The following is a 26,021-nucleotide window of genomic DNA, read 5'->3' as shown; positions in this document are numbered from 1 at the left end:
ACGGGAAGTAGCACCTCGTTAACGCTCTCCGTTTAGAAATTGCCCCAGCATGCCATCCAGGGGGAATGTGTGGCCACGCAGTTTTCCAGCAAATTCGCCGCCACGGCCGGGACCCCCGGTTCGCTCGCCGATCCCGCACGCGCGATCCTGGGTCCCAAGCGCGATGCCGTTCTGTTCTGGGGAGCGCCGCTCGTCGCATTCCTCTTCGTGCAGCTATGGCTGCGCGGCTGGGACAATTTCGCGCCTGCGGCGGCGTCGAACCAGGCGGTGGTCGCATTGTTCGGCTTCGTCTCGGTGCTCACCTGGGCGCATCTGATCGCGGTGGTGCCGCGCGCGTACATGAATCCCGAGGTGTTCGCGGCCTATAAGCTGCGCCTGACGATCGTCCCCGTGATCCTGCTGGCGGGGCTCTTCGTCTCGCACACGATGCTAGTCGCCGCGGCGGTGCTCGCCGTGTTCTGGGACGTGCATCATTCGGCGATGCAGAATTTCGGCTTCGCGCGGATTTACGACATGAAGGCCGGCAATCCGCCGAACATCCTGCGCGCCACCGATCTGCGCCTCAACTGGATGCTCTATGTCGGCCCGCTCGCTGCGGGCGCGGCGCTGGCGACGCACACGATCTATTTCCAGCAGTTCGACGGTACGACGCTGAGCGCGCTCACCAGCGTGCCTGGCGTGCTGCAGGCCCAGCACGAAGGCATCCGCCTCGCCGCGATGCTGGCTTATGCCGGAGTGATCGGCTGGGCAGTGATGGATTACGCGCGCACGATCCGCGCGGGATACAAGCTTCCCGCGCACAAGCTCGCGACCATCGTGGTGACAGCGGCCGTATCGGTTCTCGCTTGGGGCTTTTCGCCGCCGCTCGTGGCGCTGGCGGCGATCAACCTCTACCACGCGGTCCAGTATTTCGCGCTGGTCTGGGTCAAGGAAGGCGGGCGGATGCGGGGGCAGGGCACCGCCCTTCGCGCCGCCTTGCTCTTCGCGCTCGGCTGCGCGTTGTTCGGCCTGGCCTATGCCGCGGCGGTCACGGGCCAGCCCACATTGTTCGTCGCGCCCTTCATTGCCTGTTCGCTGCTCCATTTTTGGTACGATTCTTTCGTCTGGTCGGTTCGCAAGCGCCAGGTGTAAGCTCCCTCCCAAGCCGCGAATCCAGTGGCGGGGGAGAGAGTGAATGCGGATCGTCAAACGGATCCTGCTGGGTGGTGGTTTGCTGGTTTTGCTGGCCCTGATCGGCCTAGCGACCTGGGAGCCATTGCTGGCCCAGCGCGCCGCTCCTCCGCCGCCCCACAAATACGATTCGACGATCACCCGCGACAATTTCGGCGTGCCCCACATCTTCGGCAAGACCGACGCCGATGTCTCTTATGGCATTGCCTATGCGCATGCCGAGGATGATTTCCAGACGCTCCAGGAAGTGCTGGCGATGACGCGTGGACGCTTGGGCGCGATCAACGGGCAAGATGGCGCCAAGACGGATTTCGTCGTCCATCTGCTCGGTGCGCGAGCGACGGTGGCGCGCGATTACATGAAGCAGCCGGCCGATATCCGCGCGCTTCTGGATGCCTATGCCACGGGCCTGAACCTCTATGCCGAGCGGCATCCGGGCGAAGTGAAACTTTCCAAGCTTTTTCCGGTAAGCGGCGAGGATGTCGCGGTCGGCTTCGTCGTGCGCTCGCCCTTCTTCTTCGGGCTGGAAGGCGTGCTTGGCGCGCTTTCGGGCGACAAGCCGCTGCCGATCGAAAAGGGGTTCGACAAGCCGGACGCGCCTGACGCTCCCAATGTAACGCCGCTCGGCCCGAATGCGGCGGAGAATGGCTCGAACGCCTTTGTCGTCGCGCCCAAGCGATCAGCGGACGGCTTCACGCGGCTCGTTTCCAACTCGCACCAGGGCTGGCGCGGCGCGGCGGCGTGGTATGAGCTCGTAGTCCATTCGCAACAGGGCTGGAACTTCGCCGGCGCGACTTTCCCGGGAGCGCCCTATCCCTTGCTCGGGCATAACGAGCATCTCGGCTGGACCAACACGGTCAACCGTCCCGACATGGTCGATCTCTACAAGCTCGTCCTCAATCCGGCGGGCGATCAATATCGCTATGATGGCCAGTGGAAGCCGCTCGAAGCGCAGCGCGTCTGGCTGCCGGTCAAGCTATGGGGCCCATTCGTGCTGCCCGTTCCGAAGACGGTGTATCGAGCGGTGCAGGGGCCGGTGCTGATCAACAAATCGGGCGCGTTCGCCATCAATTATGGCGGCAAGGACCAGCTCGGCATGGTCGAGGAATATTACCGGCTAAATCGCGCGCAGAATTTCGACCAGTGGCAGAAGGCGCTGGCCCAACATGCAATTCCCGGCACCAATTTTCTGTACGGCGATGCCGCGGGCAACATCGCCTTTTTCTACAATGCCAACTTCCCCAATCGTAAGCCCGGCTACGATTATCGCCAAGTGCTGGCGGGAGACACCTCGGCGAATTACCAGCCCGGCACGGTCCCCTGGGGGATGGTGCCGCGTAACGTGAACCCCGCCTCGGGCTTCCTGATCAATGCGAACAATTCGCCCTACCAGGCGGCAGGTGCCGGATCCGAGATCAAGCCTGGCGATTGGTCGCCCCTGCTGGGGATCGAGACCGACACAACCAACCGGGGCACGCGGTCACTCGAACTGATGGGCGCCGACCCGTCGATCACCGCGGAGGACATGCTGCGGATCAAGTTCGACAGCGGGGTCAGCCAATATAGCTACCTGCATTCCTGGTTCAGGGAGCTGGTGGCGGTCGATCCAAAGGGCGACAAGCTGCTGACCGACGCGCGCGAACTGCTCACCCATTGGGACTGGAATTGGGACGGCAAGGGCCCCGCCGACGCGCTGGCCTTCTCGGTGCTGCGCGTGCCCAACCGCTGGCATTACGAGCGCAAGCCCAAGCCCGATCCGCGCGTCGTTCTGGCCGAGGCTGCCGGCTATCTGCAGAAGCATTTCGGCAAGCTCGAAATGCCGCTTGGCGACCTGATCCGGCTGCAGCAGGGCAGGGTCAATCTCCCGCTGGATGGCGGGCCAGACGCATTGCGCGCCTCGACCAGCTATGACGAGCGGGCCGATGGCAGGCTGGCGATCAAGCACGGCGACAGCTTCATCATGTTCGTGGCCTGGGACAAAGCGGGCAAGGTGCGCTCGGAATCGATCCAGCCCTACGGCTCGGCGAGCACCCGCCCCGATTCACCGCATTACACCGATCAGGCGCAGTTGTTCGTCCAGCACAAGCTCAAGCCCGTCTGGTTCGATCCCGCCGAGCTGAAGCGCAATGCGAAACGGAGCTATCGCCCCTGACGCGCTACTTGGCGGGCCGCTTCGCCTTGGGGGCGTCCTTGGCGTAGCGCTCGCCATAGGTGTTGCCCTCATACCAGCGCGGCGCTTCCTTGCCGTCGGCGATTTCGCGCGCGATCAGATAGTTGATCCGCGCGAACTTGGCGCCCGCATTCCAGTCGAAGGGCAGCGTCACCTGGTCCGATACCTTGTGGTAATTGGTCGCGAGAAAGTCCCTGAAGGCCTTTTCGCCCCCGTTCTTGAAGCCGGTGACCAGGAAGACCGAAGGCACGCCCCGTTTGACGAAGCTGTAATGATCCGAGCGGACGAACAGATTCTCCTCGGGCATCGGATCGGGCGAGAGAGTCACGCCCATCTTCGCAGCCGCTGCTTCCACTATGGGGCCCAGCGTCGAATGCTCCGCGCCGAACGCGACCACGTCCTGGAAATCATAGAGCAGGATCGGCATGTCGAGGTTGACGTCCGCCACCACCCTGCCGGCGCCCGCGACCGGATAATGCGCGAGATAGTCCGATCCGAGCAGCCCGTCCTCCTCGGCGGTCAGCGCGACGAACAGGATAGAGCGCTTGGGCGGCTTGCCGCTCTGCTTGAACGCCCGCGCGGCCTCCAGCATCGTCGCGATGCCCGCGGCATTGTCCATCGCGCCGTTATAGATCTGGTCGCCCGCCAGCTTGGGATCGAGGCCCTCGTGATCGAGATGCGCCGAGAGCACGACATGCTCGGGGGCTAGCCTGGGATCGGAGCCCGGCAGCAGGCCGATGACATTCGGGCTGTTGACGATCTTGACCTTGCTGGTGCGCGATGTGGTGACGCGCTGCTTCAGCGCGAAGCCCTTGACCGCGCCGGGCTGCGCGGCGGCGGCGAAGAGCTGCTCGCCGGTCATCGACGCACCTTCGAACAGGGCAGTGGCCGCCGCGGGATTGATATAGGCCCCGATCTTCACGCCCGGGTCCTCGCCCCCCGGCGCGCCGCTGGGGCTCAGCCAATTGGTCTGCTCGCGGTTGAAATAGCTTACTGCCGTCGCCCAGGGGAAAGCGCCCTTCAGATTTTCCGGGGTGATCAGATAGAGGATGCCCAGCGCCCCGCGCTTGCCCGCGTTGGTCGGCTTGTCCGTGCTTCCCGCAGCCTTGAGCTGCTCGGGCGTCATTCCCTTGGGCATGCCGATCAGCGTGACCGCGAACTTGCCCCGCACGTCCAGACCTTCATAATCCGATTCCAGCCCGTGCCCGACGAACACCGCCTCGCCGCTCAATATCTGGGTTTCGCTGCCGTAACGCGGGCTGGCGGAGATCAGCACTTCCTCGCCGTTCGCAAAGGTCTTTCCGCCCAGGATCATCGAGCCCGGCTTGGCATCGTTCAGCGAATATTCGGCCAGCGGCACCTGTTGATACCAGCTTCCGTCCGGCGCCCCGGGCCTGAGCCCCAGCGCGGCGAAACGCGTCGCGACATAGCGCGCCGCGAGATCATATCCCCGCGTGCCGGCATTGCGTCCCTCCAAAGCGTCGTCGGCGAGGAAGGTGACATGCGCACGCACTTCGTCGGCGCTGAACACTGGCTCACCCCCGGTCTGGGCGAGCGCCGAGGGGACAAGAGCGAACGAAAGCGCGAGTATAATCAAGGGGATGCGCATGTGGAAAGGATTCTCCAAGGCTTGATCCGCAAGGCTAGTGCAAAATGCCGCAACCGCAAAGGCGGTTTGCGGGCGGGCGCGGCGCCAGCTAGGATCGCCTCATGCCCGATATTTTCAGGATTCCGTGCCACATGAAGTTCCTCCAGATGCTCCGCAGCGCCTCCCCGATCGCGCTGATGCTCGCGGCGCTCCCCGCCGCCGCGCAGGATGCGCCCGCGCCGGTTCCCGTCGCCGAACTCGTGAAGCGCGTCGATATTCCCTATGAGACCTTCACGCTCGCCAATGGCCTGCGCGTGATCGTTCACACCGATCGCAAGGCGCCGATCGTGGCGGTTTCGACCTGGTACGATGTCGGATCGAAGCACGAGCCCAAGGGCAAGACCGGCTTCGCGCACCTGTTCGAGCATCTGATGTTCAACGGATCGGAAAACGCGCCGGGCGATTTTTACGGTTACCTGCGCTCGATCGGTGGCACCGATTATAACGGCACCACCAACACCGATCGCACCAATTACTTCCAGACGGTGCCCGCCCCCGCGCTCGACCGTACCTTGTTCCTGGAAAGTGATCGCATGGGCTGGCTGCTCGGCGCGATCGACCAGAAGGTGCTCGATGAGCAGCGCGGGGTGGTTCAGAACGAGAAGCGCCAGCGCGACAACCAGCCTTATGGGCTCGTCTATTACAAGCTGTTCGAAGAGCTGCTGGCCGGCACGCCCTATGGCCATTTGCCGATCGGCTCGATGGCCGATCTCGATGCCGCCAGCCTTGAGGACGTCAAGAACTGGTTCCGCGCGCATTACGGGCCGAACAACGCCGTGCTGGTGCTCGCCGGTGACGTGGACGCCCAGACCGCCCGGCCGCTGGTCGAGAAGCATTTCGGCAAGATCGCCGCCGGCCCCAGGAGCGCGCTTCCCAAGGTCGTGATGCCAGTGCTCGCAGAATCGAAGACGGTGACGCTCAAGGACCGCGTCGCCGCGACGATGATCATGCGCGCCTGGGTGGTCCCGGGCATGAACGACAAGGAAGCCGTCGCGCTCGATGCGGTAGCCGACGTGCTCGGCGGCCTTGCCAGTTCGCGGCTCGATAATGCGCTGGTCCGCAAGGAGAAGCTTGCGGTCAGCGTCTCGGCCGGCGTCCAGTCGATGTCGCAGATCGGCATCTTTACGATGCAAATGACGCTCAAGCCAGGCGCGGATCCGGGGGCGGCTACCAGGCGCGCCGAGGAGATCCTGGCCGAACTGATTGCCAAGGGCCCTACCGCCGACGAGGTCCGCCGCGTGGCGACGACGAACGTCGCGGATCGGATTGCGGGGCTGGAATCGGTCGGCGGCTTCGGCGGCAAGGCCGTGGCGCTCGCCTCGGGCCAGCTTTATTCGGGCGATCCCTTGTTCTTCAAGAAGCAGCTTCAGGCCACCGCGCGGATCACCCCCGCCGCGGTTCGGGCCGCAGCCGCCAGGTGGCTGACTCGCCCCTCGCTCACCATCCGGGTCGAGCCCGGCGTGCGCGAAGCCTATCAGGATACGCAGGGTGCTCCCGCCGCCGCCAACCCCGAGGCCGCCCAGGCCACCTCGGTCAAGGGCACGCGCGGCGGCCTTCCCGATGTGCCGCAGATCGGCGAGCTCGATTTCCCTAAGGTCAGCCGCGCCCGCCTGTCGAACGGCGTCGAGGTGATCTACGCACGGCGCGGCGCGGTTCCCATCACGCAGATCGTGCTGAGCTTCGACGCCGGGGTCAGCGCCGATCCCGATGGCAAGCTCGGCACCCAGGGCCTGACGCTTTCGATGCTCGACGAAGGCACGACCAGCCGCGATTCCACCGCGATCGCCGAGGCCCGCGAGCGCCTGGGCGCGGATATCGGTGCGGGCAGCTCGGCCGATCGCACATATCTGACGCTGGCTACGCCGAGCCCCAATCTCGCCGCCTCGCTCAATCTGTTTGCCGATGTGGTGCGCAACCCCGCCTTCGCGCCCGAGGAAGTCGAGCGGCTGCGCGCGAGCATGCTGGCGGGCATTGCCCAAAGCCTCACCAGCCCTGGCGGCCTCGGCAATCGCGTCCTTCCCAAATTGCTCTACGGACCCGCCAGCCCCTATGCCAAGCTCGCGGCGGGCTCGGGCGATCCGGCGGCGGTCAAGGCGCTGACTCGCGACGATCTGGTCGCCTTCCACCGCGCCTGGATCCGGCCCGACAAGGCCAAGATCTTCGTCGTCAGCGATGCGCCGCTTGCCGAGGTCCAGGCCGCGCTCGAGGCGCGCTTCGGCAACTGGAAGGGGGAGGGCGCCGCCGGAACCAAGAGCTTCGCCACTGCCCCCGCCCAATCGCAGCCGCGGATCGTGCTGGTCGATCGCCCCGATTCCCCGCAATCGCTGATCCTTGCCGGCCAGATGACCGGCCTCGATCCGCAGAGCGAGTTGCTGACCGCGCTCACCGCCAACGAAATCCTCGGCGGCAATTTCCTGTCGCGGATCAATACCGATCTGCGCGAGACCAAGCACTGGTCCTATGGTGTGAGCGGCGGCTTCGGCTGGCTGGAACATGCCGTCCCCTATACGATCAGTGCTCCGGTCCAGGCGGACAAGACCGGCGCTTCGGTCGAGGCGCTGATGCTCCAGGTCCGCGAGTTCCTGAGCACGCGCGGCATCACCGATGCCGAGTTGCGACGGGCGATCGACGGCAATGTCCGGGAGCTGGCGGGGCGATTCGAAACCGCCGCCGCAGTGCTCAGCGCGATGCAGACCAACGATCTGCGTGGTCGTCCGGACGATTTCTATGCCAGCATCGCGCAAAAATATCGCGGCATGACCGCGGCGCAGCTTGACGCTGCGGCACGCGCGGCTTTGAACCCGGACCGGTTCGTCTGGGTGATCGTTGGCGACGCGACAAAGGTGCGGCCGCAGCTTGACTCGCTCGGCCTGCCTGTCGAGGTGATCCCCGCAGCGGCGGTAGTCGCGAAGTAATTTCAGGAGAGACGATATGGCGAATGTGGATGGCAGCTGGAACACGGTGACCAAGTCCCCGATGGGCGACCAGACGGCAGTGATGACCGTGCAGAGCTCGGGTGACAGCTTCACCGGCACCTTCGCGGGCGCGATGGGCACCACCGAGGTCAAGGACGGCAAGGTTGATGGCGATCGGCTGACCTTCGCGGTCGATATCGTCATCCCCATGCCGATGACGCTGACGGGAGACGTCACCGTCGATGGCGACATGCTGAACGGCACGCTGACCGCGGGCGCTTTCGGCGCTTTCCCGTTCACGGGCACGCGCGCCTGACTTTGCTCGAATCCCTCCCCCCGGGGGGAGGGATTCAGCCCCGCTTCACGCGAGTCAGGTGCCCCATCTTGCGGCCGGGGCGTGCATTGCCCTTGCCGTAAAGGTGCAGGTGCGCGCCCGGCTCCGCGAGCATTTCGGCCCATTCATCGCCATCGCGCCCGATCAGGTTGAGCATCTCGACGTGCACGCCCGTCAGCGCCGTGCTCCCGAGCGGCAGTCCGCAGATCGCGCGGATATGGTTCTCGAATTGCGAGCATTCGGCGCCTTCGATCGTCCAATGCCCGCTATTGTGGACCCGCGGCGCCATCTCGTTGAACACCGGGCCCTCGGGCGTCGCGAAGAATTCGAGCGTCAGCACGCCGACATGGTCCAGCGCATCCGCCACCCGCGCGCCCAGCGTCGCGGCCTCGGCCCAGAGGATCGCGACCTCGGCGGGGGCGGGCAGAGTCGAGCGCGCGAGGATGCCATGCTTGTGCTCGTTCCAGGGCGGGGGGTAGCTGGCTAGCGCGCCGTCGATTCCGCGCACGGTGATGATCGAGAATTCGTGCGTGAAATTCACGAACCCTTCAAGGATAGCGGGGCGCTCGCCGATATCGGCCCAGGCCGCTTCGGCGGCGGCCGCGTCGTGGATGCGAACCTGCCCCTTGCCGTCATAGCCGAGCCGCAGCGTCTTGAGGATCGCGGGCGCGCCGATCTCGGCAATCGCCGCCTTTAGCTCGTCCAGCGTGGTCACCAGCGCCCAGGGGGCCGTGCGTCCGCCAAGCTCGCCGACGAAGGTCTTTTCGCGCGCCCGGTCCTGCGCCACTTCCAGGCTCTTCGGGCCGGGCCGCACCGGAACCTTGCGCGCGAGATGCTCCACCGGAGCCAGCGCGATATTCTCGAATTCGTACGTCACTACATCGGCATACGCGGCCAGATCGTCGAGCACGATGCGGCTGTGATAATCCGCGCGGGTGAAGCTGGAGGCGGTCTGCGCCGCGACGCTCTCTGCGTCGGGAGCCAGCACGTGCGTGCGATAGCCCAGTTGCGCCGCCGCGCTCGCCAGCATCCGGCCCAGCTGCCCGCCGCCCAGGATGCCGATGGTCGATCCGGGGGGCAAAGCGTTCATTCGGGCGTGTCCGCCACGCCGTCGGTCTGCGCGGCGCGCCAGTCCTTGAGCCGTCTGGCCAGCGCTTCATCCGAAGTCGCGAGAATCGCGGCCGCCAGCAGCCCCGCATTGATCGCGCCGGGCTTGCCGATCGCCAGCGTGCCCACTGGAATCCCGCCTGGCATCTGCGCGATCGAGAGCAAGCTATCCATGCCCTTGAGCGCCTTGGATTCGATCGGAACGCCGAGCACCGGCAGATGCGTCATCGATGCGGCCATGCCCGGCAGATGCGCCGCGCCACCCGCTCCTGCGACGATCACCTTGAGCCCGCGATCCGCCGCGCTCGTCGCATAATCGTAAAGCCGCTGCGGCGTGCGATGCGCGGATACCACCCTGGTCTCATGCGCCACGCCCAGCGCCTCCAGCATATCGGCGGCATGGCGCATCGTCTCCCAATCGGAAGTGCTGCCCATGATGATGCCGACGAGTGGCTTGGTCATCTCTGCCCCGTTTCGCTTGGCCAGCTTCCTAGCCGAACTCAGCGTTCCGACAAGTAATAGCGGTCCTTCGCCGCCAGATTGTCATCCAGATCGAACACGATCGGCTGCCCGGTGGGAATCTCCAGGCTCACGATATCGGCGTCGGCTATGTTGGAGAGGTGCTTCACCAGGGCGCGCAGTGAATTGCCGTGGGCCGAGACGATCACGCGCTTGCCGGCCTTCAGGTCCGGCGCGATCCGGCTTTCCCAATAGGGCAGCACCCGCGCGATCGTGTCCTTCAGGCTTTCGGTCTGCGGTATCTTGACGCCGGCATAGCGGCGGTCCTTGGCCAGATCGAACGCGCCGCCGGTTTCGCTGAGCGGCGGCGGGATATCGAAGGCGCGGCGCCAGATATGGACCTGCTCGTCGCCATGGATCGCCGCGGTCTCGGCCTTGTTGAGGCCTGTCAGCCCGCCATAATGCCGCTCATTGAGCGCCCAATCCTTCTCGACCGGCAGCCACAGCCGTTGCATTTCCTCCAGCGCCAGGTTGAGCGTCTTGATCGCGCGGGTCTGGAGGCTGGTATAGCATTGGTCGAAGTCGAAGCCCTTTTCAGCCAGCAAGCGCCCCGCCGCCTTGGCCTCCTCTACGCCGCGCCCGGTCAGGTCGACGTCCCACCATCCGGTGAAGCGGTTTTCGAGGTTCCAGGCCGATTGGCCGTGGCGGATGAGTACTAGCGTAGGCATCGGGGCACTCCTTACGGCCGGCGTGAGCGTCCTTAGCGGGATGCGCGGCGGGGACAAGGGAGAGCGCTACAACACCCGAGTCATGAATCGGCTGAACGGATCGCCATCCGAATATTCGCCGAACGCGCCGCAATCGGTGAAGCCGAACTTGCGGTAAAGCGCGATCGCCGGCTCGAACGCCTCGCCCGAGCCCGTCTCCAGGCTCAGCCGCTTGAGCCCGCGCGCTCTCGCGGCGCTCAGGATATGCGACAGGATCGCCGCGCCCGTGCCGCTGCGCAACAGGCCCGGCGCGGTGCGCATCGATTTGATTTCGCCATGTGCCGAATCGAGCTGCTTCAATGCGCCGATCCCGGCCAGCATCTGGCCATCCCATGCCGACCAGAAATCCACGTCGGGGGCTTTGAGCGCCGAAAGATCGAGGAAGTGGCAGCTCTCCGCCGGTGAGCTCGCAAGCATCCCCTGCGCGTGCAGCCGAAGCAATCCGATCACCTGCGGGTCGTCCAGGCCCCCGTCGCGGATATCCATCAAAGCTCGTCGATCATGCCGGCCAGCGTCTCCAGGCAGGCATGCGCCAGCCCCTTGCAGCGCTCGGGCGACCAGGCGAATTCCGCGTCGGGATTGGCGTCGTGATCCTTGAAGGGCATCTCCAGCGTCATCGAGACCGCGCCGAAGCGCTCGGCAAGCTGATTCGTGGACATGGACAGATTGGCGGTGCCCGGCGCCGACTTCGCATAGCCGAGCTCGGTTTGGAAATCGGGCGTCGTGGCGGCGAGCCGGCGGGCGAATTCGTAGAATTTCTCGCCCTGTTCGTCGGTCCAGCGCGGTATGCCCTCGAAGCCGGCCAGGAAGTTTGCGGGGATCGCTTCGTCGCCGTGCACGTCCATCGCGAAATCCACGCCGGTCTCGTCCATCGCGGCGCGCACCAGGAACACTTCTGGGCTCTTTTCCATCGATGGCGCATGCCATTCGCGGTTCAGGTTCACGCCAGCCGCATTGGTGCGCAGATGCCCGCGGCGCGATCCGTCCGGGTTCATGTTGGGAACCACGTGGAAGGTCGCTTTCTCGCGCAGCGCGGTCGCGGTCGCATTGCCGGAAGTGAGGAACTCGAGCGCGCCTTCGGCCCACCATTCCGCCATGCTCTCGCCGGGATGCTGGCGGGCATAGAGCCAGGCGCTTTTGGGGCCAGTGCCCAATGTCAGCAGGTCGATCGGCTGACCGTCCAGCGTCGTGCCCAGTTGGCGATGCATCACCCCCGGCATCAGCGCCATGCGGCTGATCAGATCGTGGTGCCGCTCCATCGAATAGGGCGCGAAATAGGCGAACCAGGCGATGTCGGTGTCGAAGGCATGCGCGAAGCTCAGCACGCCCTCCGCATAATCGCTTTCGGCCAGGCGCCATGCCTGGCGATCGGTCGAGACGCGCGCCTTGTAGCCTGGCCAGCCGTCCGGATAAGCCGATTTGCCGGCATTGAGGATGCGGAAGGTGACGCTGCGCCCTCGTGCCCCGCTCACCCGGAAATGGAACCATTGGTAGAAATCGGAAAGGTGGTCGGTGACTATCTCGATATCTACCGCGTCGTCTTCGATATGGATGACGCGGATGTTTCCGCTGTCGAACGCCGCGTTGATCTGGATGCTCATTTCACTGTGATAGTGACCCCGGACTCCCCCGGGAAGCCCTTGAACAATGCGCGTGCGAGTCGCGCCGCGGTTTCGGGGGTCTGGTCGCCGGCGGTCTGGGTCACCGCTTTGCCTTCCCAGATCGTGCTATTGTCGCTCCGCCGGCGCAGCTGCACGGCGAGTTCGACCACATAAGCTTCGCGAGTCTTGCCCCCGATCCCGAACGAGAGCCCGCCGCCCAGGCCGACACCGCCGCGCCGCCCGCCGCCATAGCTGCCCCCGCCAAGCCCGATCGAGACGGGCGGGGCTTCGCGATACGCGCCGCCGCTCATGCGCTTGAAGCCCACCGCGGCGATATAGCCGGACGGCATCTCGCTGGTGGAGGAAACATAGCCGAGCTGCTCCAGCTCCCCGCGCACGGCATCGGCAAAGGACTGATATTCCAGGCTCACCTGATCCACGCCGGTGCTCGGCTCGATCTGGATGGTGGTGCGCTCTGTGATCGGCTGCCCCAGATGGAAGCGCGTGACATCGACGGGGCCGTTGCGTGGCGTGGTGGCGCAGCCACCGATCAGCGCGGCGCTGGCGAGCAGGGCGAAGGTGAGGGGCTTGGTCACGGGCATACTCCATGTTTCGCGGGCGCAACGTCCCATCAGGCCTGAACCCGAGTCGCCCTGAGTCGGTTCCACAGGGCTTTCCGCGCCTTGACTTGGCCAGCTCCGGCCTATAGGCGACCCCCTCTTTCCAGCATCCAGAACATTCGAGAAGCGAATCGGTCATGAAGATCGTGAATTCATTGAAGTCGCTCAAGGGGCGTCACCGCGACAACCGCGTGATCCGCCGCCGTGGGCGCATCTACGTCATCAACAAGACCAACCGCAGGTTCAAGGCCCGCCAGGGCTGACGCTTTTTGACGTTGCCGGAGCGGGCCGGTGCCGTCTGACAAGCCAAAAGTCGTCATCTTCGATGTCGGCAAGGTGCTGTTCGATTGGGAACCCCGGTATCTTTACGAGCGCCTGATCGGTGACGATCGGGCGCTCGAAGCATTTCTGGCGACGGTCGTCACCAGGGAGTGGCATTTCCAGCACGATGCCGGGCGTCTGTTCGCGGAAACGTCCGCGGAGCTGATCGCAGAATATCCCCAGCATGCCGACCTGATCCGTGCCTGGGGCCCGCGCTTCAACGAGACGATCGGCGACTCCATCCCCGGCATGGCCGAAATCGTCGCCGAGCTCGACGCGGCAGGCGTGCCGCTGTTCGCGATCACGAATTTCTCCGGTGAGTTCTGGAAGCCATTCGTGGCGCAGCATCGCGATCTGTTCGATCGCTTTCGCGATATCGTCGTTTCCGGCGACGAGAAGCTGGTGAAGCCGGATCCCGCGATCTATCGCCTCGCGCTCGCCCGTTTCGGGCTGGAGCCCGGTGATGCCGTGTTCATCGATGACAATGAGGCCAATATAGAATCCGCCAATGCGCTCGGAATCCGGGGCATATTATTCACCCACGCCGAAGCGTTGCGCGAGCGCTTGGTGATGTTCGGGCTGCTGCCTAGTTGATCGTCTTGCCGCCGGGATCGGGCGCCCAGCCGATCTCCTTCTGGCATTTCGCCCAGTCCGCATTCTGTTCGGGCGTCAGACCGTTGCCGAGCTGCTTGAGGGTTGCCATCATGCGATCGCTGATCTTGTGGCGGTCCAGGCCCTGGGCGGCACCGGCCGCGCGCATCCTGTCGCGAAAGGCGAGGAACCAGATGGTGTCCTCGTACACTTTCCTGCCGGCCTTGTTCTCGTCCAGCTGCCACTGCCAATGATAGGCGTCGCATTGGATCATCCGATCAAGCGTCGGCTCCTCGGGGGCGATCGGCGTCATCGCAATCAGCAAAAAGCTCAGCATTTGCGCACCCCCGCTCCAGTTGCGCGGCGATTGTTCCCCTGCGTCCGGATCGGGTCAAGCCCCTTCGCTGTCGCCCCGGTGGTTCTTCAGCTCGTCGCCGACCAGCGTGACCACATGGAGCACGTTGGTCGAGCCGGGGGTGCGGAAGGGCACTCCCGCGCACAGGATCAGCCGGTCGCCCGCCTTGCCGATATGGTGCCTGAGGGCCATCCGCTTGGATTTGGCGACCATTTCCTCGAACGAATCGACGTCGCGCGTGTGCACCGCGTGGACGCCCCAAAGCAGCCCCAGCCGCCGCGCGGTCTCGATCTTGGGGGTAAGCACCATGATCGGCACCGAAGGCCGTTCGCGCGCGATTCGCCGCGCAGTCGATCCCGAGCTGGTGAAGCACAGGATCGCAGCGGCCGAGACCGTGCTGGCGATGTTCTTCGCCGCCTCGGAAAGCGCATCGGCGGTGGTCGGATCGGGGCGGGTGATCGTGAAGTGGACGCGGTCGCCATGCGTCGGATCACGCTCCACGGCGTCGGCGATCGAGTTCATCATCGCTACCGATTCGATCGGCCATTGCCCCGCGGCGCTTTCGGCCGAAAGCATGATGGCGTCCGCCCCGTCATAGACCGCCGTCGCCACATCCGAGACTTCAGCGCGCGTGGGCGATGGGCTCTCGATCATCGATTCGAGCATCTGCGTCGCGACGATCACTGGCCGCCCCAGCCGCCGCGCGGTCTCCACGATGCGCTTCTGCAGCGGCGGCACGGTCTGCGGCGGCAGTTCGACGCCCAGATCGCCCCGCGCGACCATCACCCCATCGCATTGCTCGACGATCTCCTCGAGCCGCGCGATCGCGCTGGGTTTCTCGATCTTGGCCAGCAGAGCCGCCTTGCCGCCGATCAGCCGCCTCGCCTCCATCAGATCCTCGGGCCGCTGGACGAAGCTGAGCGCGATCCAGTCCGCTCCCTGCTCCACCGCAAAAGCCAGGTCGCTGCGGTCCTTCTCGGTCAGCGCCGCCATCGGCAGCACCATGTCGGGAACGTTCAATCCCTTGTTGTTCGACAAAGCGCCGCCCACTTCGACTCGGCAGGTCAGCCGATCGGGCTGGGCGGATGTCACGCGCAACACCAGTTTGCCGTCGTCGAGCAGCAGCCGCGCATCGGCCACGGCCGCTTCGAAAATCTCGCGATGCGGCAGCTCTACGCGTGTGGCGTCCCCCGGAGCCGAGTCGCGGTCGAGCGTGAATTCGTGGCCCGCGATCAACGTCACCTTGCCCTCGGCGAACTTGCCGACGCGCAGCTTGGGGCCCTGGAGGTCGGCCAGGATCGTGCTGGGGCGCCCAAGCTTCTTCTCCAGCGCGCGGATCGCCTGGAACACCGGAATCTTCGAAGCCTGGTCGCCATGGCTCATGTTGATCCGGAAAGCATCGGCGCCGGCATGGAAAAGCCGCTCGATCATCTCCGGCGTGTTGCTCGCCGGGCCCAGCGTCGCAAGGATGCGCACTTTCCGCGAGCGGGGGCTGATGGCTTTCGTCATGTCGCTTCCTCGGCTTGTGCGTGCCCGGCTCTAGCCGTTACTGCACAGCGATCAACCTTGGAGGAGCATAATGGACGATCTCGACCGGCTGGACGACGCGATTGCGGCGAAAGCTTTCCGCCGCCTTATCCGTCATTTGCGCCATCGCAAGGATGCCGAGAATATCGATCTGATGGGCCTCACGGGTTTCTGCCGCAATTGCCTGGCCGATTGGGTAGCCGAAGCGGACGGCCAGCTATCGAAAGACGAAGCGCGCCGGATCATCTACGGCATGCCCTTCAGCGAGTGGAAAGCGAATCACCAGGGGGTGGCAAGCGAGGAGCAACTCGCCCGGATGGAAGCAAGCCTCGCCAGGAACGCCGCCGGGGCTTGAGCGCGGGGCGGGGCTTCTCTATCGCCCCCGCTTCGTCCCATCAGGAGCCATCAATGTCCGACTCTGTTTCCGCCGAGCAATTGCGCCTGTTCATCGAGCGCATCGAGCGGCTCGAAGAGGAGAAAAAGGGCATCGCCGACGACATCAAGGACGTCTATGCCGAGTCCAAATCGACCGGCTTCGACACCAAGACGATGCGGGCGATCGTGCGGCTGCGGAAGATGGAAAAGCACCACCGCGACGAAGCCGATGCGCTGCTCGAAACCTATCGTAACGCGCTCGGCCTGCACTGATATTTGAAGAGATTTTAGGGCCGCTACGCGGCGAGGCGCGGAGGCGCGGATATACTCCTCGGCCGCGCGAGCGGCCTTATTTCCGATCCCGTGCCACGTTTCCCGCATGTGAGAGCGCGGCTGACGCCGCAGGAAAATGCGACACCTCCGCGCCTCCGCGCCTCGGCCGCGCAGCGGCCCCATAATTCTTCTATTCGCGCCGCTGCGCCTCGGCGTGAACAATTGCACCTCGCCCTGTGCTTGGCCTAAAGCCCACGAACCAATTCCGAAGAGAGCACACGTGGCAGGCCATTCCAAATTCAAGAACATCATGCATCGCAAGGGCGCGCAGGATAAGAAGCGCTCGGGCATGTTCTCAAAGCTCAGCCGCGAAATCACGGTCGCGGCCAAGATGGGCCTGCCCGATCCGGACATGAATCCCCGGCTGCGCGCGGCGGTCAACGCCGCCAAGGCGCAGTCGATGCCCAAGGACAATATCCAGCGCTCGATCGACAAGGCGAGCAAGGGCGATGCCGAGAGCTATGAGGAAATCCGCTACGAGGCGTTCGGCCCCGGCGGCGTGAGCCTCATCGTCGAGACGCTGACCGACAACCGCAACCGCACCGTCACCAATGTGCGCACCGCCATCGCCAAGAATGGCGGCAATCTCGGCGCGCCGGGCTCGGTCAGCCACGCATTCGATCGGATGGGGCTGATCAGCTATCCGGCCAAGGTGGGCGACGCGGACAAGGTGTTCGAAGCCGCGCTCGAAGCAGGCGCCGAGGACGTGACCAGCTCCGAGGACGGCCACGAAATCTGGACCGCGCAAGGCGATCTGCACGAAGTCGCCAAGGCGCTCGAACCCGTCCTTGGAGAGGCGGAGGGCGCGAAGCTCGCCTGGAAGCCACAGACGATGGTCGAAGTCGATGAGAGCGATGCGGGGACCCTGCTGAAGCTCCTCGACGTGCTCGACGACGACGACGACGTCCAGACCATCTGGGGCAATTACGAAATCGCGGACGACGTGATGGAGAGACTGGGTTGAGGTGCTGATCCTCGGCCTCGACCCCGGCCTGGGCACTACGGGTTGGGGCCTGATCCGCGCCGAGGGAAACCGCCTTAGCCACATCGCCAACGGCCGCCTCAAGACCGACAGCGCAGCGCTGCTCCCGCGCCGCCTCGCCCATCTCGACGCGATGCTTACCGCGCTGATCGCCGATCACGCACCGGGAGCCGCCGCGGTCGAGGAAGTGTTCGTCAACTCTAATCCGCAATCCACTCTCAAGCTCGGCCAGGCGCGCGGCGTCGTGATATGCGCGGCGGCCCGCGCCGGGCTGGAAGTCGGCGAATATGCCGCGCGGCTGGTCAAGAAAGCGGTGGTCGGCACCGGCGCGGCCGAGAAGGCGCAGGTCCATGCCATGGTCGCCCGCCTGCTGCCGGGCGTGAAGATCGACGGGCCCGACGCTGCCGACGCGCTCGCCGTGGCGGTCTGCCATGCCCACCATCTGGCGACGGCGCGGCGCATCGGCTGAAAAGACTTTCCTACAAGGCAATGTTCTGCTTACGTACCAGCGCGAGCGTACTGCCGTCCGTGCTGCTCGGCTCGGGTCGGCAGATCGTGATAATGGCGTTCTTGGCCTAACCTTTACTAACCTTTGGGACGTTCCGGTTCGATGATCGCGCACTTGCAGGGCCGCCTAGCCGCCATCGGTGCGGATCACGCAGTGATCGACGTGAACGGCGTCGGCTATCTCGTCGGCGCCTCGGCGCGCACGCTCGATGCGCTGGGCGCGATCGATAATCTCGTAACGATCCACACCGAGATGCTGGTCAGCGAGGATTCGATCCGCCTGATGGGCTTCGCCAGCGCCGCCGAGCGCGACTGGTTCCGCTTGCTTACCAGCGTCCAGGGCGTCGGCGCCAAGGTCGCGCTGGCGATCCTCTCGATCCTCAGCCCCGAGGAAGCCCAGGCCGCCGTAGCCCGCGCCGACGCGGCGATGATCGCGCGCGCCAATGGCGTCGGCCCCAAGCTGGCGCAGCGCATCGTCAACGAGCTGAAGGACAAGGCGGGCGGGGTTGCGCTTGGCGGTGCGGGCATGTCCGCGCCCAAGGGCGGCGCGGCGGCGGACGCTGCGTCGGCGCTGATGAATCTCGGGTTCAAGCCTGCCGAAGCGAGCGGCGCGGTTGCGGCGGCGAATGACGAGCTGGGGGCGGGCGCGACGCTGGATGCGCTGGTCCGGCTGGCACTGCGGAAGGCGGCGAAGTGAGCTATTCGATCGACCCGCTCGAGACGCAACTGCTCCGCAAGTCGCTTCGGGTCACACGGCGTGAAAACGACTGGGTTTTCGATTTCGGCAACGATGCGCAACTGCATGTCGCCGCGCTGTGGCGGTTTCGTTCCAAGACCCAGATCCTATTGACGGATTTGGATGACGGGCAGCTCTTCGGTTTACCAGCGCCAGTCGATGCGGAAGCGCGCGCGAATGAAATTGTCGAAGCTGCGACCACAGTGTCTTTTGACTTTGACGAAGCAACGGCGGATTTGCGGGTCGGTTTGTCGAACGGCGTTCTTCTCGAAATAATCACCAGCTCTGGTGGCTATGAAAGCTGGCAAGCTTACGCTGGTGGCGAGCTTCTCGCCGTCGGCGGAAACGAAGGGCTTCGATGACCGACGCCGGCCGCATCCTCACCCCCGCCCGCAAGCCCGAGGACGTGGACGCCGCCCTGCGCCCCAAGTCGCTCGACGAGTTCGTCGGCCAGAAGGCGGCGCGCGAAAACCTCCGCGTGTTCATCCAGGCCGCCAAGGCACGCGGCGAGGCGCTGGATCATGTGCTGTTCTTTGGCCCGCCGGGCCTCGGCAAGACCACGCTCGCCCAGATCGTCGCGCGCGAGATGGGGGTCGGCTTCCGCGCCACCTCCGGCCCGGTGATCGCCAAATCGGGCGATCTCGCCGCCCTGCTCACCAATCTCGAGGATGGCGACGTGCTGTTCATCGACGAGATTCACCGCCTCGCGCCCGCGGTCGAGGAAGTGCTCTATCCCGCGATGGAGGACCGCGCGCTCGATCTGATGATCGGCGAAGGGCCGTCCGCGCGTTCGGTCCGCATCGATTTGCCGCGCTTCACCCTGGTTGGCGCAACCACGCGGCAGGGCCTGCTCACCACACCGCTGCGCGATCGCTTCGGCATCCCCGTCCGCCTGCAATTCTATACGGTGGAGGAACTGGAGCGCGTCGTTACTCGCGCCGCCGCCCTGCTCGACCTGCACATCGCCCCCGATGGCGCACACGAGATCGCGCGCCGCGCGCGCGGCACGCCGCGCATCGCCGGCCGCCTGCTGCGCCGCGTGCGCGATTTCGCCAATGTGCTCGGCGAAGAGACAGTCCATGCCAGGGCTGCGGACGCCGCGCTCACCCGGCTTGAAGTCGATGGCCTGGGGCTCGACAGCATGGATCGGCGCTATCTCATGATGATCGCCGACATCTATCGCGGCGGCCCGGTGGGGGTCGAGACCTTGGCCGCGGGCCTCAGCGAACCGCGCGACACGATCGAGGAAGTGATCGAGCCCTATCTGATCCAAATCGGCCTGATCGCGCGAACCGCGCGTGGGCGCTGCCTCAATGCCGCCGGATGGAAGCATCTCGGGATCGACCCCCCATCCACCGCGCAGGAAGGGCTGTTCGACTGAGGGCATGCCTTGGGGGTTCCCCGCCCGGAACCGCTGGGTTAGGGCCAGCGGCATGGACGCACTGCCCGCCCTCGGCCATTTCCTCGACCAGGAGCATCATTTCGTCCTGCGTGTCTATTTCGAGGACACCGACCTGACGGGCATGGTCTATCACGCCAATTATCTGCGCTACATGGAGCGCGCCCGCTCGGATATGCTGCTCGCCGCCGGGATCGATCAACGCGCGGCGCAGGAAGCGGGCAAGGGGGCTTATGCGATCAGAAATCTGGGCATCCGCTATCGCGCCCCGGCGCGGCTGGGGGATGAGCTGACCGTGGTCACGCGACTTCTGCGGCTGCGCGCGGCATCGGTGGATATTCATCAGCGAGTCATGCGCGAAAACGACATATTGAGCGAAGCCGATGTCGAGGCGGCGTTCGTCACGCCACAGGGGCGGGCCAGCAGGCAGCCCGGCGAGTGGTTGGCGGCGTTCGAACCGCTGATCTGGAAGGGGAATTAGAAGCCACATGGAATTCCTGAGTACCGACGCCGCGACCATGTCTCCGGTCGGCCTGTTCCTTCAGGCGGACTGGATCGTCCGCGCCGTGATGGCGGGCCTGTTGCTGGCCAGCCTGTGGACCTGGGCGATCATCCTGAGCTTCGGCTTCAAGATCTCGAGCGTGAAGAAGGCGATCGACAAGTTCGAAGGCGAATATCGCGAAGCCGATGATATCGACGAGTTTCACCGCCGCGTGGCCGGGCGGGACCAGCCGATCTCGCGGGTCTTCTCGGCAGGTGTCACGGAGTGGCGGCGCTCGACTGCGGGCAAGGCGATCGACCGCGAAGGAACGCGCGAGCGGCTGGGCACGGCGATGGGCGCGACGATCGCACAGGAGATCGATCGGCTGGCGGATCGGCTCAACTTCCTTGCCACCGTTGGCTCGGTCGCGCCCTTCGTGGGCCTGTTCGGCACGGTCTGGGGCATCATGCGCAGCTTCACCAATATCGCCAAGGAGCAGAGTTCGAGCCTCGCGGTGGTGGCGCCCGGAATCGCCGAGGCGCTGTTCGCCACTGCCATCGGCTTGTTCGCCGCGATCCCCGCGGTGATCGCCTACAATCGCTATTCGCACGGCATCAACCGCGTCGAGCAGCGTCTCAACCGCTTCGCCGACGGCTTCCACGCGACGCTCAGCCGCCGCCTGGAGATGGAGACCTAGCGCATGGCGATGCACCTTCCCTCCGGCAAGGGCCGCGGCCGCCGCGCGCCGATGGCCGACATCAACGTAACGCCGATGGTCGATGTGATGCTCGTGCTGCTGATCATCTTCATGGTCACGGCCCCGCTGATGACTTCGGGCGTGCCCGTCAATTTGCCTGAAACCCGCGCCAAGGCGCTCGAACAGGAGCAGAAGCCCGTCCAGATCGCGATCGACGAGAAGGGCCAGATTTTCGTCGATAACGAGCAGGTCGCCGATGCCACCTTGCCCGCGCGCCTGGCCCAGATCGCCGCCAAGCCCGGGCCGGACGGCAAGCCGCCCCAGATCTATCTGCGCGCGGACACGACGCTCGCTTATGGCAAGCCGATGGCTGTGATGGGCGAGCTCAACCGCGCCGGGCTCAACCGGGTGTCGCTGCTCACCACGACGGCGAGCCAGCCCTGATGGATCGCGGCGAGAGCTTTGGGCTGACTTTGGCGGTGGTGGGGCATGCCGCCCTGTTCGGCTTGTTGTCGCTCGGTTTTCTCGCCAACGCGAACACGCCCAAGATCGAAGTCACGCCGATCGAAGTCGCGCTCGTCGAGGATGTCGGGCTGGAGAGCACGTCGCCAAACCCTACGACCGAAGAGCCCGCAGCCAAGCTTTCCCCCGTCGAAGCGCCGATCGAGCCTGAAAGCGCGCCGCCCGAGCCGGTCGAGGAATCCCAGCCCGAAGCCAAGCCGCAACCCGCGCCACCCAAGCCGGCCCCCGCGCCAGCCGCGAAGCCCGTTCCGAAGCCGCCGGCCAAGCCGACCAGCTCCGCGCCGCCTTCCAAGCCGACCACGCCGCGCAATACGGCTCCGACGGGCCGCCTCGACGGCATCGTCAACGGGCTGACCGACAAGCCCTCGACCAGCAAATCGACCACGCCTCCAGCCAAGACGGCGGGCCCCGAAGTGAGGGCGTCGCTGATCGCCGAGCTGTCGCGCAAGCTGAGGCCGCATTGGCGCTCGCCGACAGGGGCCGATATCGACAAGTTGCGCACCGTCGTGCGCGTTCAGCTCGACGAGAGCGGCAGAATAGTCAGCATGGGCGAATGCCAGCAAAAGGGCACGGTCACCGATAGCAACCGACCCCAGGTTGCGCTCCATTGCGAAAATGCCAAGCGCGCGATCCGGCTGGCCGCGCCGTTCAGCTCGTTCCCAACCGAATATTACAATGTCTGGAAGGTCATCTTCCCCGCCTTTGACAGGAACCTCAAATGAAGAAGCTGCTCACTCTGACTGCCATTCTCGCGCTGGCCGGCGGCAGCCCGGCTTTTGCGCAGGACGTGCCGATTGCGACGCCCACTCCGCCCGCTACGCAAGAAGAGGAAGGCCTGCACGCCGACGTGACGGACACGAGCGCCGAGGATCTGGTGCTGGCGATTCCCGCAATGCCTACCGCGCAAGTGACCTCCACCGCCGCGGGGCCTACCGACGAACTGGGCCGTAAGCTGGCGCAAGTCATCGACGATGACCTGCGCAACACCGGCCTGTTCAAGACGACAGGCCCGGGCGCGGCGCGCGCGATCCCCTATGGCGAAGTCACCGCGCCCGATTATGCAAGCTGGTCGAGCGTCAATGCACAGGCGGTGGTGCAGGGCTATATCCGCGCGAATGGCAATGGCAGCATTACGGTGGGCTGTTACCTTTACGACGTGCGTCTTCAATCCGAGCTCGTCCGCCAGGGGTTCGTGGTCTCGCCGGGCGACTGGCGCCGCGCGGCGCACAAATGCGCCGATGCGATCTATACCCGGCTTACGGGCGAGGGCCCCTATTTCGACAGCCAGCTCGTCTATATCGCCGAGCAGGGCCCCAAGAATCGCCGCCGCAAGCAGCTCGCGATCATGGATCAGGACGGCGCGAATCACCGCTTCCTGACCAACGGCCAGTCGATCATCCTGACGCCTCGGCTTTCGCCGAAGCAGAACCAGATCGTCTATATGAGCTATGAGAACAAGAAGCCCTCGATCCGCATCTACGATATCGGGCAGCGCACCAATCGGCTGCTCGTCTCGAATGCGAGCCTGACCTTCGCCCCGCGCTTCTCGCCCGATGGCCGCTCGGTGCTTTTCTCGATGGCGGTCGCCGGCAATACGGACCTGTACCGCGTGGCCGCGGCGGGCGGCGAGCTCCAGCGGCTGACTAACTCGCCCGGCATCGACACCGGCGGCAGCTATTCCCCCGACGGCAGCCGCATCGTTTTCGAAAGCGACCGCGGCGGCACCCAGCAGCTTTACCTGATGGACGCGGATGGCGGTAACCAGCGCCGGATCAGCTTCGGCGGCGGGCGCTATGCTACGCCGAGCTGGAGCCCGCGCGGCGATCTGATCGCTTTTACCCGCACCGGCGGTGGCGCGTTCCGCATCGGCGTGATGTCCCCGGGCGGCGGGGGGGAGCGGCTGCTGACCAACAGCTGGGGCGACGAAGCGCCGAGCTGGTCGCCCAATGGCCGCGTGCTGATGTTCTTCCGCTCGGCGCAGGGGTCCGGACGCCCTGATCTCTGGTCAGTGGACCTCACCGGCGTCAATGCGCGCCGGATCCCGACCCCCCTCGACGGTTCCGATCCCAGTTGGGGACCGATTCGTCCCTGAATTGTTGCGCAGGCGCGTGATTTTCACCGCGCAAGCGGATAGACTGCAAGAAAATGGAGGAATGACGATGGCTAAAATTGCGACGAGTCTGGTCCTGGCGGTAGCGCTTGTCGCGACTGCCGGCTGCGCCAAGAAGCGCATTGCGGACGTGCCGCCGGGTCCCGGCGCGGATATGGGGGCGCCGGACAATGGATCGGGCGAGGAGCAATCGAGTGCGCTCAATGAGCAGTTCAAGCGCGAAGTCAGCAGCAACACGATCAACTTCGCCTTCGATCAATATGATATCGATCCCGAAGCGCGCGCCATCCTGGACAGCCAGGCGCGCTGGCTCGCCGCGCATCCCGGCGTGCGGATCACGATCGAGGGGCATTGCGACGAGCGGGGCACGCGCGAGTACAACCTTGCTCTGGGCGATCGCCGCGCCAACGCCGCCAAGAACTACCTCGCGGCGCGCGGCATCTCGCCGAGCCAGATCAACACGATCAGCTATGGCAAGGAGCGCCCGGTCGCCCTGGGCTCGGACGATTCAAGCTGGGCGCAGAACCGCCGCGCGGTGACCATCGTCATCAGCTGAGTGCTTTCCCTCTCCCGGCGGGAGAGGGAAGGGGCCCGCTGCCGAAGGCAGTGGGAAGGGTGAGGGCAGTACGCTCTCACCTGTCCTCACCCTTCCGCCGACTTCGTCGGCTCCCTCCCTCTCCCGCCGGGAGGGATTTTTTGCCCTTGCCGTATCACGATAATCGATATAAATACGATATCATGATTAAGGGAGGCAAGAATGACTGACGTTCGCGGACCCACCAATGCGCTGACCCAAAGCCGTGAGAGGCCGGCAAGCACCACCAGTGGCTACGGCATGCTGTTGGTGCTGCTGCTCTCGATCGTCGCCGTGATCGCGGCGATCACGCGCATCGACATCATGGATGACGTGATCGTCGTGTCGTGGATCGTGGTGGCGACCGCCGTATTCCTGTTCGTCTCATGCGGCTTCTACCTGCTCCAGCCCAATCAGGCGGTCGTGATCACGCTGTTCGGCGCCTATAAGGGCACCGATCGCACCACCGGCTTGCGCTGGACCTTGCCATGGATGGGCAAGAAAAAGATCTCCGCCCGCGCAAACAACATCATTTCGGAGCGGATCAAGGTCAACGATCTGCGCGGCAACCCGATCGAGATGGCCGCGCAGGTAGTGTGGCGCGTGACGGATACAGCCCAAGCCTTGTTCGACGTCGACGATTACAAGGCCTTCGTGATGGTCCAGATCGAGGCCGCGGTCCGCACGATCGGCTCGCGCTATCCCTATGACGATTTCGAGCATCAGGAAATCACGCTGCGCGGCAATCACGATCAGGTCGGCAGCGAGCTACGCGCCGAGCTGATCGCACGGCTCACGGTCGCGGGGATCACCGTCGATGAATGCGGCTTCACCCACCTGGCTTATGCCCAGGAAATCGCGGGTGCGATGCTCCGCCGCCAGCAGGCCCAGGCCGTGGTTGCGGCACGCACCACTCTGGTCGAGGGCGCTGTCGGCATGGTCGAGATGGCGCTTGCCCAGCTCTCGGCCAAGAACGTGGTCGAGCTCGACGACGAGCGCCGCGCCGCGATGGTCTCGAACCTGATGGTTGTGCTGTGCGGCGAGCGCGACACCCAGCCGGTGGTCAACGCGGGCTCGCTGTACCAGTAAGGCCGGGTGGTGTCCGCTCCCCCCAAAAAGGCGTTCCCGCTGCGCCTCGATCCCGCGCTTTACGCAGCGATCGAGCGCGTGGCGGCGTGCGATCTGCGCAGCGTAAATGCGCAGGTCGAATGCCTGCTGCGTGAGGCGCTCGGCAAGCGCGGCGTGAAACTCAGCGATCCGGTCCGTGCCAAACGCGGCCGGCCACCTAAGAACAAAGGAGACGAAGCATGATGATGGCGTTCCACTCCAATCGTAAGCGGCTTCCCTGGCTGCTGGCGGTTTTCGCGGTGCTGCTCGGCATCGGCCTGGGGATGGCCGTGCTATGAGCCGGGGCAATCGCGGTTTCTACCGTGTCCGCCCCGGCTATTGGTTCGCGCCCAAGGCGTTCGGCTGGGGCGCAGTGCCAGTGACATGGCAGGGGTGGCTCGCGACTGCGATCTACGTGGCGCTCGCCGTGGCTGTCGCACGGATTGCCCAGCATCGCTCGTCCAGCTGGCTGATCATATTCGTGCCGCTGACCCTGGGCTTCGCCTTGCTGGCGTGGGCGAAGACCGACGGCGCCTGGGCCTTCCGCTGGGGCCCGCGCGATCGATAGTTTCGGATTGGGAGAACATAAATGCGGTCGAACACCAATGCCAGG

31 protein-coding genes are annotated in these 26,021 nt (G+C 65.2%); 22 read left to right on the top strand and 9 right to left on the bottom strand.

Going from position 1 to position 26,021, the window contains the following annotated elements:
- The first annotated feature begins 69 nt into the window (after positions 1–69).
- Entirely contained in the window at positions 70–1,131 is a 1,062-nt protein-coding gene (locus tag VF617_RS08605; RefSeq protein ID WP_331014457.1) for a hypothetical protein, read from the top strand.
- A gap of 43 nt (positions 1,132–1,174) precedes the next feature.
- Entirely contained in the window at positions 1,175–3,322 is a 2,148-nt protein-coding gene (locus tag VF617_RS08600) for a penicillin acylase family protein (RefSeq protein ID WP_331014456.1), read from the top strand.
- A gap of 4 nt (positions 3,323–3,326) precedes the next feature.
- On the opposite strand, the gene VF617_RS08595 is transcribed toward VF617_RS08600, so the two are convergent.
- Complete coding sequence (locus VF617_RS08595; RefSeq protein WP_331014455.1) at positions 3,327–4,949, bottom strand: M20/M25/M40 family metallo-hydrolase; 1,623 nt, start codon at positions 4,947–4,949, stop codon at positions 3,327–3,329.
- A 101-nt stretch (positions 4,950–5,050) separates the two neighbouring features.
- On the opposite strand from VF617_RS08595, the gene VF617_RS08590 reads away from it, so the two are divergent.
- Together VF617_RS08590 and VF617_RS08585 are read left to right on the top strand one after the other, a co-directional pair.
- Positions 5,051–7,903, top strand: a complete 2,853-nt coding sequence (locus VF617_RS08590; protein ID WP_414713993.1) for a M16 family metallopeptidase — start codon at positions 5,051–5,053, stop codon at positions 7,901–7,903.
- 16 nt (positions 7,904–7,919) lie between these two features.
- On the top strand, positions 7,920–8,219 hold the full coding sequence (locus tag VF617_RS08585) for a hypothetical protein (RefSeq protein WP_331014454.1): 300 nt from the start codon (positions 7,920–7,922) through the stop codon (positions 8,217–8,219).
- Positions 8,220–8,253: 34 nt separating this feature from the next.
- On the opposite strand, the gene VF617_RS08580 is transcribed toward VF617_RS08585, so the two are convergent.
- From VF617_RS08580 to VF617_RS08555, 6 genes are all read right to left on the bottom strand, one after another.
- Positions 8,254–9,327 carry a 5-(carboxyamino)imidazole ribonucleotide synthase gene (locus VF617_RS08580; RefSeq protein WP_331014453.1) on the bottom strand — a complete coding sequence of 358 codons (1,074 nt, stop codon included), beginning with the start codon at positions 9,325–9,327 and terminating at the stop codon, positions 8,254–8,256.
- Positions 9,324–9,806: a 5-(carboxyamino)imidazole ribonucleotide mutase gene (gene purE, locus VF617_RS08575; protein ID WP_331014452.1), complete on the bottom strand. Its 483-nt coding sequence runs from the start codon at positions 9,804–9,806 to the stop codon at positions 9,324–9,326. The genes VF617_RS08580 and purE overlap by 4 nt, the downstream gene beginning before the upstream one ends.
- A 38-nt stretch (positions 9,807–9,844) precedes the next feature.
- Positions 9,845–10,531 (bottom strand): 2,3-diphosphoglycerate-dependent phosphoglycerate mutase, encoded by a 687-nt coding sequence (gpmA, locus tag VF617_RS08570; RefSeq protein ID WP_331014451.1) that lies wholly within the window; start codon positions 10,529–10,531, stop codon positions 9,845–9,847.
- Between the two features lie 66 nt (positions 10,532–10,597).
- On the bottom strand, positions 10,598–11,056 hold the full coding sequence (locus VF617_RS08565) for a GNAT family N-acetyltransferase (RefSeq protein ID WP_331014450.1): 459 nt from the start codon (positions 11,054–11,056) through the stop codon (positions 10,598–10,600).
- Entirely contained in the window at positions 11,056–12,171 is a 1,116-nt protein-coding gene (locus VF617_RS08560) for a M14 family metallopeptidase (RefSeq protein ID WP_331014449.1), read from the bottom strand. Before VF617_RS08560 ends, VF617_RS08565 begins: the two co-directional genes overlap by 1 nt.
- Positions 12,168–12,773: a DUF4136 domain-containing protein gene (locus VF617_RS08555; protein ID WP_331014448.1), complete on the bottom strand. Its 606-nt coding sequence runs from the start codon at positions 12,771–12,773 to the stop codon at positions 12,168–12,170. The genes VF617_RS08560 and VF617_RS08555 overlap by 4 nt, the downstream gene beginning before the upstream one ends.
- 155 nt (positions 12,774–12,928) lie before the next feature.
- On the opposite strand from VF617_RS08555, the gene ykgO reads away from it, so the two are divergent.
- Together ykgO and VF617_RS08545 are read left to right on the top strand one after the other, a co-directional pair.
- Entirely contained in the window at positions 12,929–13,054 is a 126-nt protein-coding gene (gene ykgO, locus VF617_RS08550; protein ID WP_066482602.1) for a type B 50S ribosomal protein L36, read from the top strand.
- Between the two features lie 28 nt (positions 13,055–13,082).
- Positions 13,083–13,706: an HAD family phosphatase gene (locus VF617_RS08545; RefSeq protein WP_331014447.1), complete on the top strand. Its 624-nt coding sequence runs from the start codon at positions 13,083–13,085 to the stop codon at positions 13,704–13,706.
- On the opposite strand, the gene VF617_RS08540 is transcribed toward VF617_RS08545, so the two are convergent.
- Both VF617_RS08540 and pyk read right to left on the bottom strand, forming a co-directional pair.
- Positions 13,699–14,040 carry a hypothetical protein gene (locus VF617_RS08540; protein ID WP_331014446.1) on the bottom strand — a complete coding sequence of 114 codons (342 nt, stop codon included), beginning with the start codon at positions 14,038–14,040 and terminating at the stop codon, positions 13,699–13,701. The two genes, VF617_RS08545 and VF617_RS08540, sit on opposite strands and share 8 nt — an antisense overlap.
- Positions 14,041–14,094: 54 nt before the next feature.
- Entirely contained in the window at positions 14,095–15,567 is a 1,473-nt protein-coding gene (gene pyk, locus VF617_RS08535) for a pyruvate kinase (protein ID WP_331014445.1), read from the bottom strand.
- A 70-nt stretch (positions 15,568–15,637) separates the two neighbouring features.
- On the opposite strand from pyk, the gene VF617_RS08530 reads away from it, so the two are divergent.
- The 16 genes from VF617_RS08530 (at position 15,638) to VF617_RS08455 (ending at position 25,976) form a co-directional block, all read left to right on the top strand.
- Positions 15,638–15,940 carry a DUF1244 domain-containing protein gene (locus tag VF617_RS08530; RefSeq protein WP_331014444.1) on the top strand — a complete coding sequence of 101 codons (303 nt, stop codon included), beginning with the start codon at positions 15,638–15,640 and terminating at the stop codon, positions 15,938–15,940.
- Positions 15,941–15,993: 53 nt separating this feature from the next.
- The gene (locus VF617_RS08525; protein WP_331014443.1) at positions 15,994–16,233 is read left to right on the top strand and encodes a DUF2312 domain-containing protein; all 240 of its coding nucleotides are present in this window, start codon (positions 15,994–15,996) and stop codon (positions 16,231–16,233) included.
- Between the two features lie 280 nt (positions 16,234–16,513).
- On the top strand, positions 16,514–17,257 hold the full coding sequence (locus VF617_RS08520) for a YebC/PmpR family DNA-binding transcriptional regulator (RefSeq protein WP_331014442.1): 744 nt from the start codon (positions 16,514–16,516) through the stop codon (positions 17,255–17,257).
- Between the two features lies 1 nt (position 17,258).
- On the top strand, positions 17,259–17,744 hold the full coding sequence (gene ruvC, locus VF617_RS08515) for a crossover junction endodeoxyribonuclease RuvC (protein WP_331014441.1): 486 nt from the start codon (positions 17,259–17,261) through the stop codon (positions 17,742–17,744).
- Positions 17,745–17,885: 141 nt separating this feature from the next.
- Positions 17,886–18,479: a Holliday junction branch migration protein RuvA gene (gene ruvA / locus VF617_RS08510; protein ID WP_331014440.1), complete on the top strand. Its 594-nt coding sequence runs from the start codon at positions 17,886–17,888 to the stop codon at positions 18,477–18,479.
- Positions 18,476–18,880, top strand: coding sequence for a hypothetical protein (locus VF617_RS08505; protein WP_331014439.1), 405 nt, complete (start codon positions 18,476–18,478; stop codon positions 18,878–18,880). The genes ruvA and VF617_RS08505 overlap by 4 nt, the downstream gene beginning before the upstream one ends.
- Positions 18,877–19,899 (top strand): Holliday junction branch migration DNA helicase RuvB, encoded by a 1,023-nt coding sequence (ruvB, locus tag VF617_RS08500; RefSeq protein WP_331014438.1) that lies wholly within the window; start codon positions 18,877–18,879, stop codon positions 19,897–19,899. The genes VF617_RS08505 and ruvB overlap by 4 nt, the downstream gene beginning before the upstream one ends.
- 52 nt (positions 19,900–19,951) lie before the next feature.
- A complete protein-coding gene (locus tag VF617_RS08495; protein ID WP_331014437.1) occupies positions 19,952–20,398 on the top strand; it encodes a YbgC/FadM family acyl-CoA thioesterase in 447 nt (148 codons plus the stop codon).
- 7 nt (positions 20,399–20,405) lie between these two features.
- Positions 20,406–21,095, top strand: coding sequence for a protein TolQ (gene tolQ / locus VF617_RS08490; RefSeq protein WP_331014436.1), 690 nt, complete (start codon positions 20,406–20,408; stop codon positions 21,093–21,095).
- Positions 21,096–21,098: 3 nt separating this feature from the next.
- Positions 21,099–21,539, top strand: a complete 441-nt coding sequence (gene tolR, locus VF617_RS08485; RefSeq protein ID WP_331014435.1) for a protein TolR — start codon at positions 21,099–21,101, stop codon at positions 21,537–21,539.
- Entirely contained in the window at positions 21,539–22,339 is an 801-nt protein-coding gene (locus VF617_RS08480) for a cell envelope biogenesis protein TolA (protein WP_331014434.1), read from the top strand. The genes tolR and VF617_RS08480 overlap by 1 nt, the downstream gene beginning before the upstream one ends.
- Positions 22,336–23,709 (top strand): Tol-Pal system beta propeller repeat protein TolB, encoded by a 1,374-nt coding sequence (tolB, locus tag VF617_RS08475; protein ID WP_331014433.1) that lies wholly within the window; start codon positions 22,336–22,338, stop codon positions 23,707–23,709. The genes VF617_RS08480 and tolB overlap by 4 nt, the downstream gene beginning before the upstream one ends.
- Before the next feature lie 67 nt (positions 23,710–23,776).
- Positions 23,777–24,283 carry a peptidoglycan-associated lipoprotein Pal gene (pal, locus tag VF617_RS08470; protein ID WP_331014432.1) on the top strand — a complete coding sequence of 169 codons (507 nt, stop codon included), beginning with the start codon at positions 23,777–23,779 and terminating at the stop codon, positions 24,281–24,283.
- Positions 24,284–24,484: 201 nt separating this feature from the next.
- Complete coding sequence (locus VF617_RS08465; RefSeq protein WP_331014431.1) at positions 24,485–25,390, top strand: SPFH domain-containing protein; 906 nt, start codon at positions 24,485–24,487, stop codon at positions 25,388–25,390.
- 9 nt (positions 25,391–25,399) lie between these two features.
- Positions 25,400–25,612, top strand: a complete 213-nt coding sequence (locus VF617_RS08460) for a toxin-antitoxin system HicB family antitoxin (RefSeq protein WP_331014430.1) — start codon at positions 25,400–25,402, stop codon at positions 25,610–25,612.
- Positions 25,613–25,703: 91 nt separating this feature from the next.
- Positions 25,704–25,976 (top strand): hypothetical protein, encoded by a 273-nt coding sequence (locus VF617_RS08455; RefSeq protein WP_331014429.1) that lies wholly within the window; start codon positions 25,704–25,706, stop codon positions 25,974–25,976.
- Positions 25,977–26,021: the final 45 nt, after the last annotated feature.

It is taken from the genome of Sphingomonas sp. (assembly GCF_036388215.1).
Lineage (GTDB): Bacteria > Pseudomonadota > Alphaproteobacteria > Sphingomonadales > Sphingomonadaceae > Sphingomonas.
Note: the sequence above shows the minus strand (reverse complement) of the source record. Positions and strands in the feature narration are given on the sequence as shown.